At 39.0% G+C, this 17,140-nt stretch carries 15 protein-coding genes; 7 read left to right on the top strand and 8 right to left on the bottom strand.

The genetic code is table 11. The features are described 5' to 3' along the window. Positions 1 to 11: 11 nt before the first annotated feature. From HUS24_RS07285 to HUS24_RS07275, 3 genes are all read right to left on the bottom strand, one after another. Positions 12 to 1,217 (bottom strand): acetyl-CoA C-acetyltransferase, encoded by a 1,206-nt coding sequence (locus HUS24_RS07285; RefSeq protein ID WP_173911448.1) that lies wholly within the window; start codon positions 1,215 to 1,217, stop codon positions 12 to 14. Between the two features lie 395 nt (positions 1,218 to 1,612). After that, a complete protein-coding gene (locus HUS24_RS07280) occupies positions 1,613 to 2,131 on the bottom strand; it encodes a GNAT family N-acetyltransferase (RefSeq protein WP_173911447.1) in 519 nt (172 codons plus the stop codon). A gap of 432 nt (positions 2,132 to 2,563) precedes the next feature. Next, positions 2,564 to 3,574, bottom strand: a complete 1,011-nt coding sequence (locus tag HUS24_RS07275; protein WP_173911446.1) for an AraC family transcriptional regulator — start codon at positions 3,572 to 3,574, stop codon at positions 2,564 to 2,566. 211 nt (positions 3,575 to 3,785) lie between these two features. Between HUS24_RS07275 and HUS24_RS07270 the strand changes: the two genes are divergently transcribed. Further along, the gene (locus HUS24_RS07270; protein ID WP_173911445.1) at positions 3,786 to 4,904 is read left to right on the top strand and encodes a CaiB/BaiF CoA-transferase family protein; all 1,119 of its coding nucleotides are present in this window, start codon (positions 3,786 to 3,788) and stop codon (positions 4,902 to 4,904) included. Between the two features lie 454 nt (positions 4,905 to 5,358). Then, positions 5,359 to 6,354 carry a DUF2804 domain-containing protein gene (locus tag HUS24_RS07265; protein WP_173911444.1) on the top strand — a complete coding sequence of 332 codons (996 nt, stop codon included), beginning with the start codon at positions 5,359 to 5,361 and terminating at the stop codon, positions 6,352 to 6,354. 29 nt (positions 6,355 to 6,383) lie between these two features. Here the strand turns inward: HUS24_RS07265 and HUS24_RS07260 are convergent, their stop codons facing one another. From HUS24_RS07260 to HUS24_RS07245, 4 genes are all read right to left on the bottom strand, one after another. Further along, positions 6,384 to 7,259, bottom strand: coding sequence for a metal-dependent hydrolase (locus tag HUS24_RS07260; RefSeq protein ID WP_173911443.1), 876 nt, complete (start codon positions 7,257 to 7,259; stop codon positions 6,384 to 6,386). Between the two features lie 191 nt (positions 7,260 to 7,450). After that, entirely contained in the window at positions 7,451 to 8,326 is an 876-nt protein-coding gene (locus HUS24_RS07255) for a metal-dependent hydrolase (RefSeq protein ID WP_173911442.1), read from the bottom strand. 50 nt (positions 8,327 to 8,376) lie between these two features. Next, complete coding sequence (locus tag HUS24_RS07250; protein WP_173911441.1) at positions 8,377 to 9,252, bottom strand: metal-dependent hydrolase; 876 nt, start codon at positions 9,250 to 9,252, stop codon at positions 8,377 to 8,379. 21 nt (positions 9,253 to 9,273) lie between these two features. Beyond that, positions 9,274 to 10,158 (bottom strand): metal-dependent hydrolase, encoded by an 885-nt coding sequence (locus HUS24_RS07245; RefSeq protein ID WP_173911440.1) that lies wholly within the window; start codon positions 10,156 to 10,158, stop codon positions 9,274 to 9,276. Positions 10,159 to 10,289: 131 nt separating this feature from the next. Here HUS24_RS07245 and HUS24_RS07240 point away from each other — a divergent pair, with 131 nt between their 5' ends. Further along, positions 10,290 to 11,321 (top strand): AraC family transcriptional regulator, encoded by a 1,032-nt coding sequence (locus HUS24_RS07240; RefSeq protein WP_173911439.1) that lies wholly within the window; start codon positions 10,290 to 10,292, stop codon positions 11,319 to 11,321. A gap of 132 nt (positions 11,322 to 11,453) precedes the next feature. Here the strand turns inward: HUS24_RS07240 and HUS24_RS07235 are convergent, their stop codons facing one another. Continuing rightward, on the bottom strand, positions 11,454 to 12,785 hold the full coding sequence (locus HUS24_RS07235; protein WP_173911438.1) for a Na+/H+ antiporter NhaC family protein: 1,332 nt from the start codon (positions 12,783 to 12,785) through the stop codon (positions 11,454 to 11,456). Positions 12,786 to 13,144: 359 nt separating this feature from the next. Between HUS24_RS07235 and trpA the strand changes: the two genes are divergently transcribed. Genes trpA through HUS24_RS07215 form a run of 4 tightly spaced genes read left to right on the top strand, consistent with a single transcriptional unit; the run spans position 13,145 to position 17,137 of the window. After that, the gene (gene trpA, locus HUS24_RS07230; RefSeq protein WP_173911437.1) at positions 13,145 to 13,948 is read left to right on the top strand and encodes a tryptophan synthase subunit alpha; all 804 of its coding nucleotides are present in this window, start codon (positions 13,145 to 13,147) and stop codon (positions 13,946 to 13,948) included. Then, positions 13,945 to 14,841 (top strand): acetyl-CoA carboxylase, carboxyltransferase subunit beta, encoded by an 897-nt coding sequence (accD, locus tag HUS24_RS07225; protein WP_173911436.1) that lies wholly within the window; start codon positions 13,945 to 13,947, stop codon positions 14,839 to 14,841. The genes trpA and accD overlap by 4 nt, the downstream gene beginning before the upstream one ends. Further along, positions 14,838 to 16,124, top strand: coding sequence for a bifunctional tetrahydrofolate synthase/dihydrofolate synthase (folC, locus tag HUS24_RS07220; protein ID WP_173911435.1), 1,287 nt, complete (start codon positions 14,838 to 14,840; stop codon positions 16,122 to 16,124). Before accD ends, folC begins: the two co-directional genes overlap by 4 nt. Further along, positions 16,115 to 17,137, top strand: a complete 1,023-nt coding sequence (locus tag HUS24_RS07215; RefSeq protein WP_173911434.1) for an SPOR domain-containing protein — start codon at positions 16,115 to 16,117, stop codon at positions 17,135 to 17,137. Before folC ends, HUS24_RS07215 begins: the two co-directional genes overlap by 10 nt. Positions 17,138 to 17,140: the final 3 nt, after the last annotated feature.

Genomic DNA, 17,140 nt, shown 5'->3' with positions numbered 1-17,140 from the left:
TCTTATTCTCCTTATACCAACTCAATAATGGTCGCAATACCCATGCCACCACCCACACATAATGTCGCTAAACCACGTTTTTTACCTTGACGTTCTAATTCATCAAGTAAAGTTCCTAAAATCATGGCACCTGTTGCACCCAATGGATGACCCATTGCAATTGCACCACCATTCACATTGACTTTTTCAGCAGGAACATTGAGTTCTTTCATAAAGCGCATAACAACGGACGCAAATGCTTCATTCACTTCAAATAAATCAATATCATCAATGCTTAAGCCCGCTTTTTCTAAAGCTTTACGTGCAGCAGGTGCAGGGCCTGTCAACATGATTGTTGGATCAGTACCGACCAATGCAGTTGCTAAAACTTTGGCACGTGGTTTTAAACCTTGTTCTTTGACTGCTTTTTCAGAAGCAATTAAAACCACCGCAGCACCATCAACGATCCCTGATGAGTTACCTGCATGGTGAACGTGATTGATTTTTTGTGCTTCAGGATATTGTTGTAATGCAACAGCATCAAAGCCCATACCACCCATCATTTCAAAGCTAGGATTTAGTTTTGCTAAACCTTCAGCCGTTGTTGTTGGTTTGATAAATTCGTCTTTATCTAAAATGGTCACGCCAGCTTTATCTTTAATGGCAATGATCGATTTATCAAAATGACCAGCCGCTTGTGCAGCAGCCGCTTTACGTTGTGAATTTGCAGCAAATTCATCCACATCGGAACGCGTATAACCGTCTAAAGTGGCAATCAAGTCTGCACCAATCCCTTGCGGAACAAAGTTAGACTTTAAGTTGGTTTCAGGATCAAGCGCCCAAGGTCCACCATCTGAACCCATAGGAATACGCGACATTGATTCTACGCCACCAGCAACAACCACATCTTCCCAGCCAGAACGAACTTTTTGAGCCGCTAAGTTTACAGCTTCTAAGCCTGATGCACAGAAACGGTTGATTTGCACACCAGCAACATCATTGTCCCAACCCGCTGCAATCGCAGCAGTTTTGGCAATATCACCACCTTGGTCGGCAATTGGTGTTACACACCCGAGTACGATGTCATCGACTTTAGAGGTATCTAAATGGTGACGATCTTTTAATTCATTCAGTAAAGTTGTAAGCAAAGTGATAGGTTTCACGCTATATAGTGAACCATCTTTCTTTCCTTTTCCGCGTGGTGTGCGAATGGCATCAATGATGTAAGCCTCGCTCATAGCTATTCCTTTTTATGACTTCTAAAATTGTTATGTAGTTTGAGTGTACTTTATAAAGTAAAGAGTTCAATGACGAGAACGGGAAAGTCAGTTGATAGTTTTGGTCAATTGAGAGTTTTTAGATGATATTTCGATACTGGTTTATTTAATAAGTTAAGTGAATGAAAATAAGGCATTTCATGTTAGAAAATTTTAGCTTAAAAGTTAATGTTGTTTTATGCGCAAAAGCGAAATGGAGCATATTTGCTAATTTCTTTATATTGTAACTCTTAATGAATTTTCAGTACGATCTAAGTTTGATAGATTTGAAATCTGTTTGAAATTTAAAGTTGAAATTATAAAAAGAGGAATACAAATAAAATATTTAGATGACTCATCCTGACCACTTTACAGTTCTACTCTAAACGCAATTGCATAGCACAACGACTTTCACGTTCAAAACCTTGTGTAACTTCATACTCTATTTTTTGTTTTAAATAGGGTTTCAAATCCTGCTGATACAATACTTCAAAGCCTAAATTTTCATAAAAAGGTTTATTCCACGCAACATCCTTAAAAGTTGTCAATGTCACTGTTTGAAAATGGTTGAGTTGAGCAAAATTAATTATATGTGCCATAAGCTGACGACCAATGCCTTGCTGCTGATATTCATAGCGTACATCAAACTCAATAATATAAAGATCATTACCTTGCTTTTCGGCATATAAAAATCCAAGTGCTTGATCGTGTTCATTCATAGCAACAAAAGAATAATGATTTTGAATCAACTTTAAATGTTCATCATTCGACATGACAGTGCTTTTAGCTAGCCACTTTAACGTCGGGATTTGGGCAAAGGCTTGATTGGCAGATTGTTCAATTTGAATCAATTTTGCGATATCTGAAACTAATGCAGGTCGAATCGAATAAATCATATCGGATATCTGTAAAATTATACCATTCTTGGAAAATAACATAATATAAGTGGTTTGTTTTGACGGAGTCTTACATCTAAAATTTGTATTTAGGGATTAGCCTTCGGCTCGACCTACTTTTGTTTCGACAAAAGTAGGCAAAACCATTGTCATCCGCAAAACTCGACAAATACCGCAAATTGATTGACGTATTGCAAAAACATGATCAATCATTGGTAGTCCTGTCTCAGACAATTGCGGATGACGTTTTCGCGTCTCAACTTATGATTGGAAGCAGATAAAATGACTCCAAAAATATATTATAAAAATTTTATTGATTGGTATTAGTTTTTATGTTGAGATCAAAGCATATCTTTCATTTTAAAGATGTTAAACACTTGCAATAAAAAAGCCCAAGCGTAACTTGGGCGGAGGTAAAACTGAAAATAAAAATCAGTGATAACCATGTAACTGACGATACAAACCTGGGGTTACACCTGTCCATTTCTTAAATGCTCGATGGAAGGTTGAGGTTTCACTAAAACCGACTTGTTGTGCCACATCTTCTAACGTTAAATCAGGGTTTAACAATAAGTGTATAGCTGCATCACGGCGTAAAGCATCTTTTACACCTTGGTAGCTTTTGCCTTCGGCTGCCAAACGACGACGTAAGGTTTGCGGTGATAAATACAACATCGATGCCACATCATTTAAGGTTGGCATTTCCTCACCGATTTGGCTCTTTAAAACTTCACGAATACGCGAGGTTAAAGAGTTGGTATTTTTAAATTTTACCAAAAGTTGTGCAGGCGCAGCTTTTAAAAACTCTTCTAAAGATGCTTCATCTTGGCGAATAGGTAAGTCTAAATAATCTGCTGCAAATGTAATCTCAGTACGTGGCATGTCAAACTGCATGACAGGTGCAAAGAATAACGCATCATACTCATCGGCATGATTCGGACGAGGATAATTAAAATGTACTCTTTCCAACGGAATACGGCGTTCAATCAACCATGATGCTAAACCATGCCAAATCATCAGCATACTTTCTGTGATGAAGTGATCTGGATCCATGGTTTTTGGAATGAGTGGAACTAAACGAGCTTCGTGTTTATCACGTTCAACAGCAACCGACCATTCATCACCAAATAATTTATAAAATTGTGAAGAAAGCTCTAAAGCATCTCCCAAAGTCTTGGCATGAATAATCAACTGACACATGATGGCAAAAGAACCCAAACGTCTTGGTTGAATGTCAAAACCGACATGTTCGTCTTGGGTGACCATCCACAACATTTTCACAAAACGTGTGTATTGCTCAGGTGAGATCCTCGCTTTGGGTTGGCGCAACAGTTCAGCCTCAATCCCGACATGCGAAAGCAAAGTTTCGACATCCATGCCTAAGCGTTTGACGCCTGTAAGGGCTGCATTCACGAAATGGATACTGATCGTATCACGACTCATGTTAAATCCTTCTGACTCTTTGATGTTCACTAGCGATTGACCTAATACACTCTAAAAAATGTTGGATTGGCGATTTACAACAAGGCGAATCACCTTTTTACATCTTAAATTGCCGAAATGATCAAGGTAAATGGCTGAACATGACATTGTTATGTTAGTTTTATATTTCTAATATGGACTAAAAATCAACATAAGAATGGTAAATATCATTATGACAAGCGCACTAAATGGATTGAAAGTACTCGATTTTTCAACATTATTACCAGGACCATTTGCGACGATGTACTTAGCGGATATGGGTGCAGAAGTGATTCATGTTGAATCTCCAACACGTCCTGATTTAGTCCGTTTGTTCCCTCCTTATGCCAATGGGCAAGCAACTTCACATAGCTATTTAAACCGTAATAAACAGTCTGTGGCACTTGATTTAAAAGATCCTCAAAATATTGAACTGATCAAACAGAAAATTTCTGAATTTGACATTGTGGTTGAACAGTTTCGTCCTGGCGTCATGCAACGTCTCGGTTTGGACTATCAAACCCTTGCTGAAATTAACCCAAAACTGATTTATTGTTCCATCACAGGTTATGGGCAAACAGGCGCTTATAAAGATAAAGCAGGGCATGACATTAACTATGTGTCTTTGTCTGGTATAGCAGGGCATAGTGGTCGTCAGGACAGTGGCCCACCACCGATGGGGATTCAAATTGCAGATGTTGCGGGTGGTTCGCTACATGCTGTTATTGGTATTTTAGCTGCGGTCACTGAACGTCATCAAAGTGGTTTAGGGCAATATATTGATATTTCCATGACCGATTGTGTCGTCAGTATGAATAATATGGCGGCAGCGGCAAGTTTAGCGGGTGGGCAGCATCAAAAAGCTGAAAATGAGCAACTTAATGGTGGAACATTCTATGATTATTATCGTACCCAAGATGGACGTTATATTTCAGTAGGAAGTTTAGAGCCACAGTTTATGAGTGGTTTGGCTGCAACTTTAGATTTGCCTATAGTCTTACAAAAAGGCGCATCGTTTGATGCTGAAGATCGTCAAGCGGTGAAACACGCAATTCAAGAAAAAATTCTCAGTAAAACTTGGGCGGAGTGGAATGAAATCTTTGGCCAGTTGGATTTTTGTGTAGAGCCTGTATTGAGTCTTGAGGAAGCTTTGAGTTCACCATTGGCACAACAAAGAAATTGGGTTGTAGATGTGCCTTTAAAAGCTGACTCTGAACAAAAAGAACAGCAGTTGGCATGTCCAATTAAGTTCTCTCGCTCACAAATGCGTTATGACTATATTGGTCAAGAGTTGGGTGAAGGACGTTGGTAAGGTCATTTGCAATTGTTTAAGGCAAGACTACATAAGTTAATCTTTTTGCGATGTGTTAAGCAAAAGAGAACAGTTGTTGCATCTTGGGATGAAGTTTGGAGTGGAAAGCAAAGCTTCGTAAGATGGTTTTCTTATCATTATTAACATAATTTTTAATTTCATCTGAATTTCATTCAGTGTGTAACATTAGTTAAAAAGTAATCTTTTATCCAATAGAAGATTACTTTTTTATTTGCCTTGCTGCTGATCCATTGTAAATAAAAGCCGATATTTCACTTCAAATTTAAAAATGCCTGCGTCATGTTTATGTCAAAAATCCTCTTTATTTAATCCATTTATCAACTGTGAATAGGAGATCGAGTCAAAAATGATTGTCTATTCACTTTAAAATAAGCAATAATCGGATGTGTAGACTAAAGTCTAAAGATTTTTAAAACGAAGGATTGGGTTAAAAATGGATTTAATACAGACGAATGGATTACCTCGTTATGGACGCTTTAGGACATTACCCAGCTCTATCAGTGCAGATCGTTATATCTATAAAACACCTTATGGTAAAACCTTAAAAGGTTGGCGTAAGCATTTAAAATATAAAAAATTTAAATTTTGTAGTATTCAACACCAACATTATAGTATCGGCTTTGCCATAGTTGATATTGGTTGGGTAGGGCATGCTTTTATTTATATTTATGATCATGAAAATGGAGACGTTTTAGAGTGGAATTCAAATAATATCCTAGCTCATCATACTTTGGTGGATGAGCAACCGCTCTATAATCAAAGTCGTTTTCAAAAATCACCTTTTCACATCGAAATGCAACATGCCAATGGTGTGCGTTATATCAGTATCACTAAACATGGTGATGAAAAACTCAAAGCCCGTATTTTTTGTGCGGCGACAGACCCACTAAGTCTATGTAGTCCTACAGGAATTAATGGTTGGACTTATACCCAAAAATTGACAACTTTAGGCGTCGAAGGCTTTTTTGTTAATAAGAAAAATGAAATTATCCATTTTAATGAAAAAAGTTTTGCATCCTTAGATGATACCTGTGGCTTTTTACGCCCTGAAACGGCTTGGTTTTGGTTGTCGAGTAATTTTTGGGATCAGCACAATAATCGCATTGGATTAAATCTTGCTTCAGGCGTGAATGAAAGTTTCGGTAATGAAAACTGTTTATGGATCAATGGCGTATTGTATCCATTAAGTGATGTGCTTTTTGAAAAACAATCTGAGAAAATGTGGAAAATTCGTTCCTTAGATGAAAAACTAAATTTAGAGGTACAGATAGGTTGGCGGCGTTATGAAAATTTAAACCTACGTTTGGTCGGCAGTCAGTTTAGCCAGTGGCAAGCTAAAATTAGCGGTACGGTGCAAACAGAAAAAGACGAAGTCATTCATTTAAACCAAGAATATGGTTTGTTGGAACAGCATTACGCAAAATGGTAATGCTGAACTGTTGAGGATTATAGTTTTATTTATTGAGCGGCATTCCAAAAAGCATCGCCTGCTGTAATTGGGTCGCCTGTTTCATTCAAAGTGTCAACAAAAACCTGATATTGTTGAATAATTTTATGTTGGCTTGGGTGGAAGTCTGCTGTGTACCAGTCTAAGTATTCACGTTTCATTTTCGATAAAATACCTTGACGACCAATAAACCACGGTAAGCCTTTTGCCATCATGCTGAAGCGTTCTCTACGACTAAAACCATCGCATTTAAGCAAGCCATTGGTACGTTGCATGGTAAAACCAAACATCATCACAGTAACCAATGCCAGTGCCGTATAACGCACGGCATTGGGTGTATTTCCAATTTTACTCATCACATCAAATGCAACATCACGATGTTCCATTTCTTCAATCGAATGCCAAGCAAATAAAGCACGGATATAGGGATGTGCTTCTGCCATGGTTGATTTTTCAGTAAAAAAAGCATCTGCCATGAGCGCTGTTAAATGCTCACAGGCAGCAGTAATGGCGATATTCACCTGTTTTGGATAGCGTTTAAGGGCATGCCCAAAACGACGATTAACATGACCAATAAATTTTTGAACAGGCATGCCTTGATTGATCAAAATTTTATTCATGTTGTTATGCGCAATGCCATGCTGTGCTTCTTGCATGATAAAGTTGGCAACACGTTGTTTCAGATCAGAATCCTGAATTTGATCTTTAAATAAACGTACACATTGAATGAAATAACGTTCACCATCAGGAAAAGTCAAACTTAAAGCATCAAAAACACGAGTACGAAAAGGATCATCACCAAACCAAAAACGTGGAATTTCATCGAGTTTAAAATCGAGGTGCGTGCGAACAATGGGGTCGACTTGATATTGGACTAATGCATTCATTTTATTTTACTTCACATTGTCAAAAAACTTTTTAGCTCATGGAATTATCGCAAAAAGTAGAAAATATCTGTTGTCTTGTCATGCCAATTTAAAGGTAAAAGGTGACATATTTAGTCAGAATTGAATCAAAGTTAGTTTAAAACAGCACTATTTGTTTTCAGTGCTGTTTTTTAATATCCCAATTTTAAGTACTACAATGCTGCTTGCCAAAATGCCTCACCTGCAGCAATTGGGTCATTGGTTTTAGCTAAGGTGTCAACCCAAGTTTGATATTGACGAATAATAGGATGTTGACTTGGATGGAAATCTTTTTTATACCAGTCCATATATTGTTTTTGCATCATGGACAATTTACCTTTTTTCCCAAAAAACCAAGGTAAACCTTGCGCTGCCATTTTTGCACGTTGAAACGCTGAAAAACCATCATATTTTAACATGACATTGGCACGGTAAAAGGTAAATCCAAACATTTGTAAGGTAATAAAAGCTAAAGCAAATTTGCGTAGGCTTTCAGGCACTTCACCGACTTGTTGCATCACATCATAAGCCACATCACGATGTTCCATTTCTTCAATCGCATGCCAAGCAAATAAAGCACGTGCATAGGGATGAACATCTGCGAGAGTTTCTTTTTTACTATAAAAAGTTTCAGCCATCAGGGCGGTTAAATGCTCTGCTGCTGCGGTCATGGCAATGTTATATTGCTTTGAACGATGTTTGAGCACATATTGTAAATGTTGATCCAAAAAAGTAATAAATTGATCGACAGGCATGCCTTGCTTTTTCATTTCTTCATTCATTTTGTCATGGGCAATGCCGTGTTGTGCTTCTTGTTTAATAAAATCAGAGACTTTTTGTGCTAATTCAGGATCGCTAATTTTGTCACGTAAGGCACGCACACTTTGAATGAAGTAACGTTCACCAATTGGAAAAGTTAAACTTAAGGCATCAAACATGCGTGTCTTAAATGGGTCTCCACCAAACCAAAAACGTGGAATCTCATCCAGTTTAAAGTCCAAATTACTACGAACTACAGGATCAACTTGGTGTTTGACATAGGCATTCATGATCATTTTCTCTTAATTTTTAGTTTATATTGAGATGATTTTGGCAAAGCTTAGGTTGCTGCTTGCCAAAATGCTTCACCCGCGGCAATCGGATCATTGGTTTCGGCTAAAGTGTCTACCCAAACTTGATATTGGCGAATAATTGGATGTTGGCTTGGGTGAAAGTCGGGTTTGTACCAGTCTAGATATTGACGTTTCATTCTGCTCATGACCCCTTGTCGACCAAAGAACCAAGGTAAGCCATGATAAGCCAACTTCAAACGTTCGAGACGACTAAAACCATCATGACTGAGCATGATATTGGCACGGTATGAAGTGAAACCAAACATAGCGACTGTGGTCAGTGCAAGGGTAAATTTTCTTAAATATTCAGGCACTTCACCGACTTGTTGCATCACATCATAAGCCACATCACGATGTTCCATTTCTTCGATCGAATGCCAAGCAAATAAAGCACGTACATAAGGATGTGCATCTGCCAAAGTTTCTTTTTGGCTATAAAATGTTTCTGCCATCAGCGCAGTTAAATGTTCTGCTGCTGCGGTCATGGCAATGTTGTATTGTGGTGAACGATTTTTCAGTTCTGATTTAAACAAACGCATTAAAAAGTTGATGAATTGGTCAACGGGCATGCCTTGTTTACGCATTTCATCATTCATTTTGTCATGTGCAATACCATGTTGCGCTTCTTGACGAATAAAATCTGCAACACGTTGTTGTAAGTCTGGGTCAGTGATTTTGTCACGGAACAAACGAACACACTCAATAAAATAACGTTCGCCATCTGGGAAAGTCAGGCTGAGGGCATCGAACATGCGTGTTTTAAATGGATCGCCACCAAACCAAAAACGTGGAACTTCATCAAGCTTAAAGTTCAGTTTGGTACGAACAACAGGATCAACTTGATGTTTTACATAAGCATTCATTGAATTCACCTATAAAATTTTCTATTCATTTGGATAGGCTGCTTGCCAAAAAGCATTGCCTGCTGCGATAGGGTCTTGGGTTTGTTGTAACACATCGAGCCAAGTTTGATATTGGCGAATAATTGGATGTTGACTGGGGTGGAAGTCATGTTTGAACCAGTCTAGATAGTGTTCACGCATTTTACTAAGCGTACCATTTGCACCAATAAACCAAGGTAAACCTGTGGCAAACATATTGAGTCGCTGTATCAGGCTAAATCCATCATGTTTTAACATGAGATTGGTACTAAATAAGGTTAAGCCTGAAATGTTAAATGTGACTAAAACCAAAGCAATACGGCGTAAACTTAAGGATATTTTTCCTGAATTTTGCATCACATCATACGCCACATCACGATGTTCCATTTCTTCAATCGCATGCCATGCAAAGAGCGCACGAATATAGGGATGAACGTCAGCCAAAGTTGATTGATGAGTATAAAAAGTGGCTGCTATGAGCGCTGTAATATGTTCGGCTGCTGCGGTAATTGCGATATTAAATTCAGGGCTTAGGTATTTAATAAAAAATTTGGTGTACTTTTTTAGAAACCCTGTAAATTCATCAACAGGCATTCCTTGCTGTTTCATCACTTGATTCATTTTGTCATGTGCAATGCCATGTTGTGCTTCTTGACGAATGAAATTAGCTACTTTTTGTTGCAAATCTGGTTCATGAATGGTGTCACGAAACTGACGAACACTTTCTATAAAATAACGTTCACCCTCAGGAAAAGTAATGCTGAGAGCGTCAAACATACGAGTTTTAAATGCATCACCACCAAACCAAAAACGTGGAAGCTCATGTAATTTAAACTCCAGATGAGGACGTACAACAGGTATCACTTGAAATTTGACTAAACTGTTCATTATTTTATTTCGTCAATAGCCAGTTATATTTCGCAGTATGCAATGAATAAAAAGAATTGTTTTGACAGTTGTTGCCATTTTTTATACATTTTACGACAAGTGACAATTTTTATTTTCAAAATGAGTTTGCCATGGAACACCAATTAAAAATATCAAATGGCTATTTTCAACTCTTAAAAGTTTTCTTAAAGGAACAAAATGTTGATCTAGCTGATTTGGCTTTGAATGAAGAACAACGTATCGAACTAGAAAAAACCTTATGCGCAGCGATTGATCAGCAAACCAGTTATGATTTTTTTATGGAGGTAGTTGCTGCAATTCATCGTCGTATTGACTGTCCAGATTTGGCTTTTGCGTTAGCGAAATGTATTACGCCCGCAAACTTTGGGCTTTTAGGTTATATGGCATCACGAAGTGAAAGTTTGGCACAGGCATTAGAATATGTGGTGCGATTTAGTCCATTGGTTGTTGTGGGATTAAACGTGACGTATATGCGTTATGAAATCATCAATAATACCATTCGTCTTTTCTGTCCATTGGGTGCGGATAAATATATTTTTCTGCATGAAGTGACTTTTGCAGCGATGATTTTTTTAGCAAAGCAATTTGTTGGTTCGCAGCACTTACCCTTAATTCAAATGAGTTTTGTCAATGCACCCACTATGCCTTTGCATTTATATCAGCAGTTTTATCAATGTGTTATAAAATTTGAACAGCCAATGTATGAAATCATCATTTCTACAGATGCTTTACAAATGAAGCATGAACAAGCTGATCCAAACTTGATTCAGCTTTTAGTGAAGCAAGCAGAAGAAAATCTGGCACAAACATCGCCACACACGACAGTTGTGCAACGCATTCGATTTATTGTGGCTGAGTATTTAAAGCTAGAACAACAAGCACCGAAAATTGAAGATATTGCCCAAGAATTGTTTGTTTCTGGGAGAACGTTACAGCGTCAGTTAAAACAATATGACACATCGTTTAAGCAGATTTTGGAAGAGGAACGTATGCAGCGCTGTGAAGTTCTATTGATGCAAGATAAGGATTTGACAGATATTGCATTACAACTTGGCTATAGTGATCAGTCAGCCTTAGCGCGTGCTTATAAAGCCTTTAGTGGTCAGACTTTGTTGCAAAAGAAACAACAGTTGAAAGAGTAAGTGCTATAAAAATCAATTGAATAATAAGCCTACTAATTGATTGAAAAAATTTTAAGATGAATGGTGAATAGAAAAATTATGCTGAGTAAGTTGATAAAAACCTCTCTACTACCAATAAAGAGGTTTTATTTTTTAGATTGTTTTTAACTTTGGAAATCTAAAAATAATCGCCAAGACGGCAAATATTGCCAAAATCCAACAATAATAAATCGACCCAATCAACTCGATTGGTGACATTTTTGCAATCGAACACGCCAATAAAAGCTGAGCACCGTAAGGGATAACGCCTTGTACCACACAAGAAAAAATATCCATGAATGCCGCAGCACGTTTGGGGTCAACGCCATATTCTTTGGCGACTTCACGTGCCATATCACCTGATAAAATAATCGCAACGGTATTATTTGCCACAAAAAAGTTAGAGAAAATCACCAAAAAACTGATGCCAATTTCGCCTGCACGTTGAGTTCCAACTTTAAATAAACCTGTTACTGTATAAATACGTTGAATCAGCCATTCTAAACCGCCTTCTTTTTGCATAATGGCAGACAAGCCACCTAAGAACATGGACAGTAATGCCACCTCAAACATGCCAACAAAGCCATCATAAATTGCATTATTGAGTTTTAAGATGTCAAAACTAGCTTGATCCAGCAAACCAATAATCCCTGATAAAACAATCCCGATTGTCAGAACGGCAAGTACATGTAAACGGGTAAATGCTAAAAAGAACACCGCCAAATAAGGCAGCATTAACCAAATATCATAATCTTTATAACTAATGTGTTGAGAAGCTTGTGTATTTAAAACATAAATAATAATTGTGATCAGCGCTGCAGGCAGTGCGATCCAAACATTGACCCGAAATTTATCTCGGAGTTCGACATTTAAACTGCGTGTTGCTGCAATAGTAGTATCCGAAATCATGGATAAATTATCACCAAACATTGCACCGCTGACCACTGCCCCAATGGCATACACAGGTTGGATATCCGTTGCTTGAGAAAAGCCAAAGGCAATCGGCGCACAGGCAGCAATGGTTCCCATCGATGTGCCCATTGCTGTAGCAATAAATGCCGAAATGACAAACAGCATAGGCAAGACAAATTCAGGAGCAATGATCGATAAACCAAACTGTACGGTTGCATCAACACTACCAATAGCGCTGGAAACACTGGCAAACGCACCTGCGAGCATAAACACCATAAACATCAAAATGAGATTTGGATGGCTTGCACCTTTTAAAAAAGTGTCAATCGCAGCATTGAGTTTGCCACGATAGAGTAGAACAGCAAGTATAATCGCGGGTAATGCTGCCACAGGTGCTTTAACTTGGTAAAAGGCAAATTCAGTGCCAATGATTGAGTGGTAAATACCGCTGCCTAAGAAAATGGCTAAAAATACAATAAGTGGTACAAGTGCAAGCGCTCGAGCTTGCACTGCTTCGGTGGGGAGAGTGGTCATAACACAAAAAATAAAAAGATAAGCCGCTATAGTATAAACAGCTTTTGCAATATCCCAAAAATTAAAATGTAATCACTAAATAACGTTTTTTTATCAGATTTTTAAGATTTGATTTAAATTTTTCTTATTTTTTATGATTTTTAAAAAAGCCAAAATTAGTAAGCTTTGATCATTGTCCATAAAATCAAAGTATAGCTAAATGTAGCACTTGGGTGGATATATAAATTTTGTAGGGATATAAGATAGTATTATGCGGTTGCATCGCTCTATCTATTGGATAAAAAATAGCGGTACAATGCAGCGTCTTGTATTTTTACATCAATTCCTCAAGTTTAAATAATCCAAGGAAAGTCAGCCCTATGTCACGTTTAGCCACTCGATTTGCACAGCTTAAATCTCAACAGCGTAAAGCTTTGGTTTCTTATGTTATGGCGGGTGACCCACAACCACAGATAACAGTGCCATTGTTGCACAAAATGGTTGAAGCGGGCGTAGATGTTGTCGAACTCGGATTACCATTTTCCGACCCAATGGCAGATGGACCAGTGATTGCACTTGCAGCAGAACGTGCTTTGGCTGCAGGCACAAATACCCTTGATGCTTTGAATATGGTCAAACAATTTCGTCAGAAAGACACCACAACACCAGTCGTTTTAATGGGGTATTTAAATCCTGTTGAAGTGATTGGCTATGAAAAGTTTGTGGCTTATGCGAATGACTGTGGCGTGGATGGTGTGCTTTTAGTGGATTTACCACCAGAAGAAGCAGCAGATTTTGATGCAGTATTACAAAAATACAGCATGGATCAGATTTTCTTGCTTGCACCCACAACCACCGATGAGCGTATTCAGCGTGTAGTTAAACAAGCCAGTGGCTTTATTTACTACGTATCACTCAAAGGGGTGACTGGGGCTGCGACACTGGATACCACAGAAGTGGCAAGCCGCATTGAAAAGATCAAAAGCATGACTGATATTCCAGTGGGTGTCGGTTTTGGGATCAGTGATGCAGCTTCTGCACAAGCGGTTGGTCGTGTTGCCGATGCTGTCATTGTTGGAAGTGCATTTGTAAAACCATTTGCAAACTTAGCACCAGAACACGCTGCTGAACAAGCAGTGAATAAAGTCAAGGAGCTTCGAGCTGCGCTCGATGAGTTAGTATGAATCAAGAAGTGAAATCAGGGAAAATTCTCAGCCCAGCAACACCGTGGACTGAACGTTCGATTCCAGGCATTCATATGCCTGATCAACAGCAAACACTCAAAGCAACATTTACTGAACCAACCATTGAGTGCCCTGAGTGTCATGCTTTAGTGACTCGTACAGCGATGTCGTTCAATGCCTATGTTTGTCCATCATGTGACGAACATTTGAAAATGAAAGCACGTGATCGTTTAAACTGGTTTTTTGATCATGTCACTGCTGAACTTGGTCAAGAGTTTGAAGCCAAAGACCCATTACACTTTGTTGATAGTAGAGCCTATCCTGTGCGTATGAAAGAAGCACAAGATAAAACAGGTGAGTCAGAAGCGCTTGTGGTAATGCAAGGGCAACTTAAAAACATTCCAATGGTGGCGTGTGCATTTGAGTTTGACTTTATGGGCGGCTCAATGGGAACAGTAGTTGGTGACCGTTTTGTGCAAGCTGCGGAAAAAGCGATTGCTTTGAAACAGCCTTTGGTTTGCTTTGCGGCATCGGGTGGTGCGCGTATGCAAGAAGGTATGTTGTCTTTGATGCAAATGGCACGTACTTCAGCGGCAATTCAAAAAATGAAAGAGGCGCATCTTCCTTATATCGTTGTGCTTACTCATCCTGTTTACGGTGGCGTAACTGCTTCATTGGCAATGCTCGGTGATGTGCATATTGCAGAGCCTAAAGCGATGATCGGTTTTGCGGGTAAACGTGTGATTGAACAAACTGTGCGTGAAAAGTTAGAAGAACCCTTCCAACGTGCAGAATTCTTGCTTGATCATGGTGTAGTCGATCAAATTGTTCATCGTCATGCATTACGTGATACTGTATATCGCATCGTAGCGAAACTGATGAATTTGCCTTGAACAACATTGCTCCATTAAATACTGATAGTTTACAAACATGGCTCAATTATTGGAGCCATGTTCACGTTACAGGGATTGATTTAGGTTTAGAACGTGTCATTCCTGTGGCTGAAGCTTTGGGTGTGACTAAACCTCAAGCGAAAGTTTTTACCGTTGCAGGTACCAATGGTAAAGGCTCAACCACCACGACATTGGCTGCGATTTTAAATGCACAAGGTTTTAATGTCGGTTTGTACCAGTCCCCACATATTTATCGTTTTAATGAGCGTGTCAAACTGGCAGGAAAAGAAGTTGACGATCAGACTTTGATTGATGCTTTTGTCTTAGTAGATCAAGCACGCCGTCAGTGTGATCTGAGCTTATCTTTTTTTGAAGCAACCACTTTGGCTGCTTTTGTTATTTTCAAAAACATGCAATGTGATGTTTGGGTGCTTGAAGTAGGACTCGGTGGTCGATTGGATGTCGTGAATGTTGTTGACCCTGACATTGCCGTGATTACCAATATTGGACTTGATCATACCGACTGGCTCGGTGATAGCATTGAGAAAATTGCGTTTGAAAAAGCAGGCATTATCCGTCCAAATATTCCAGTGGTTTTTGCTGGATTACAGCCTTTACCGCAAGCCATTCAAAAAAAAGCACAAGATTGTCAGGCAAAATTATATGTGGTGAACCAAGATTATTTCTATGATGATGCCGAAGACGGGCAATCATGGAATTTTGCAAGCTCAGGCTTAACTTTAAAACTTCCATACGGTCAGCTTGCACTTGAAAATATTTCAACCGCAGTGGCAGCAATTTTACTCAGCGGTTTAAGCGTTACACAAGATGCCATGACACAAGGTATCTTAAATGCTCGGTTACAAGGCCGTTTTGAAATAGAACAGATACGTGGCAAAACTGTGATTTTCGATGCAGGGCATAATCCGCATGGTGTTGAATTTTTGTTAAAGCAATTGCGAAAATTCTTACAATACAATAAACAGTACACAGAAATTGTCACTGTTTTTTCAATGTTGGCAGATAAAGATATCGAATCTGTGATTGCCTTATTGAAAAACACTGTATTAAAGTGGAAAATTGCGCCATTGACTGTAGCGCGTGCAGCATCGATGGAACAATTAAGATCGGCTTTGCAGAATGAAACAGTTGAACAGTTTGAAAATGTCCAAGCTGCCTTTTTATCAGCGCTTGAAGAAACAAAAAATAATCAACTGATTTTGGTATGCGGTTCATTCCATACCTTAGAAGCGGTCTGGGAGTATTTAGAAGAATGTCAATGAATAACAAACAACGCTGGATGGGTGGCGTTGTTTTATTAGGTGGTGGTGTTTTATTAGCGGCATTACTTCTAAAAGGCAAAGAAGAAATTCATCAAAATCAGGTGACACCACCACCTGTTGCGACAACTTCGCAAAAAGGTAAAGCTGCGCCTGCAGAAGAATCGGTGCAACTACAACCGATGACAGTGGATGTGGCAACAGAAAAACGTTTGCTTGAAGAGCAGCGCCGAGCACGTGAAAAAGCGGTGGCTGAACAAGAAGCCAAAGCAGCCGAGTTCTTACGCATGCAACAACAAGCGGAAGCTGAGGCGGCACGTAAAGCTGCTGAGGAATATGCTGCTGCCAACGCCCGTCGTAAAGCTGCACAAGAAAGCTCAGATAATATTCCACCTGAGTTAAATGTAGACGATAAAACCAAAGCACAGTTAAAAGCTGAAGCTGATAAAAAGCAACAACAGCAAAAACAAGCACAACAGAAAGCAGATGCTGAAAAAAAGCTCGCTGAGCAGAAGCGTCAAGCTACCGCAGATGCAGAAAAGAAAGCGGCTGATGAGAAAAAACGTCAAGCCGAAGAAGCAAAGAAAAAAGCTGAGGCAGATAAGAAAGCTGAAGCTGACAAGAAAGCAGCCGAAGACAAGAAACGTAAGCTTGAAGAACAGCGTAAAGCTGAAGAAAAGAAAGCCGCTGATGAGAAAAAGCGTAAGGCTGATGAAGCAAAGAAAAAAGCTGAAGCAGACAAAGCACGTGATCTCTTGGAAAATGGTGATAAACAATGGATGGTACAGGTGGCATTGGCGGCAAATGAAGCCAATGCGGATGCAGTAGCTGCAAAACTGCGTGCCAAAGGTTATAAAGTTACCAAGAGTCCAACCTCCAAAGGGATTCGCATCATGGTTGGACCAGCCAAAGATCGTGAAACTGCAGATGCAACACGTAAGAAGATCAACTCAGATGCAAGCTTAGGGATGAAGTCTGCATGGGTGATTGATTGGGTACCTTTAGATAAACGTTAAGTT

It is taken from the genome of Acinetobacter sp. Marseille-Q1618, from assembly GCF_902809855.1.
In the GTDB taxonomy this organism is placed as follows: domain Bacteria; phylum Pseudomonadota; class Gammaproteobacteria; order Pseudomonadales; family Moraxellaceae; genus Acinetobacter.
This window is presented reverse-complemented; position numbering and strand designations above follow the sequence as displayed.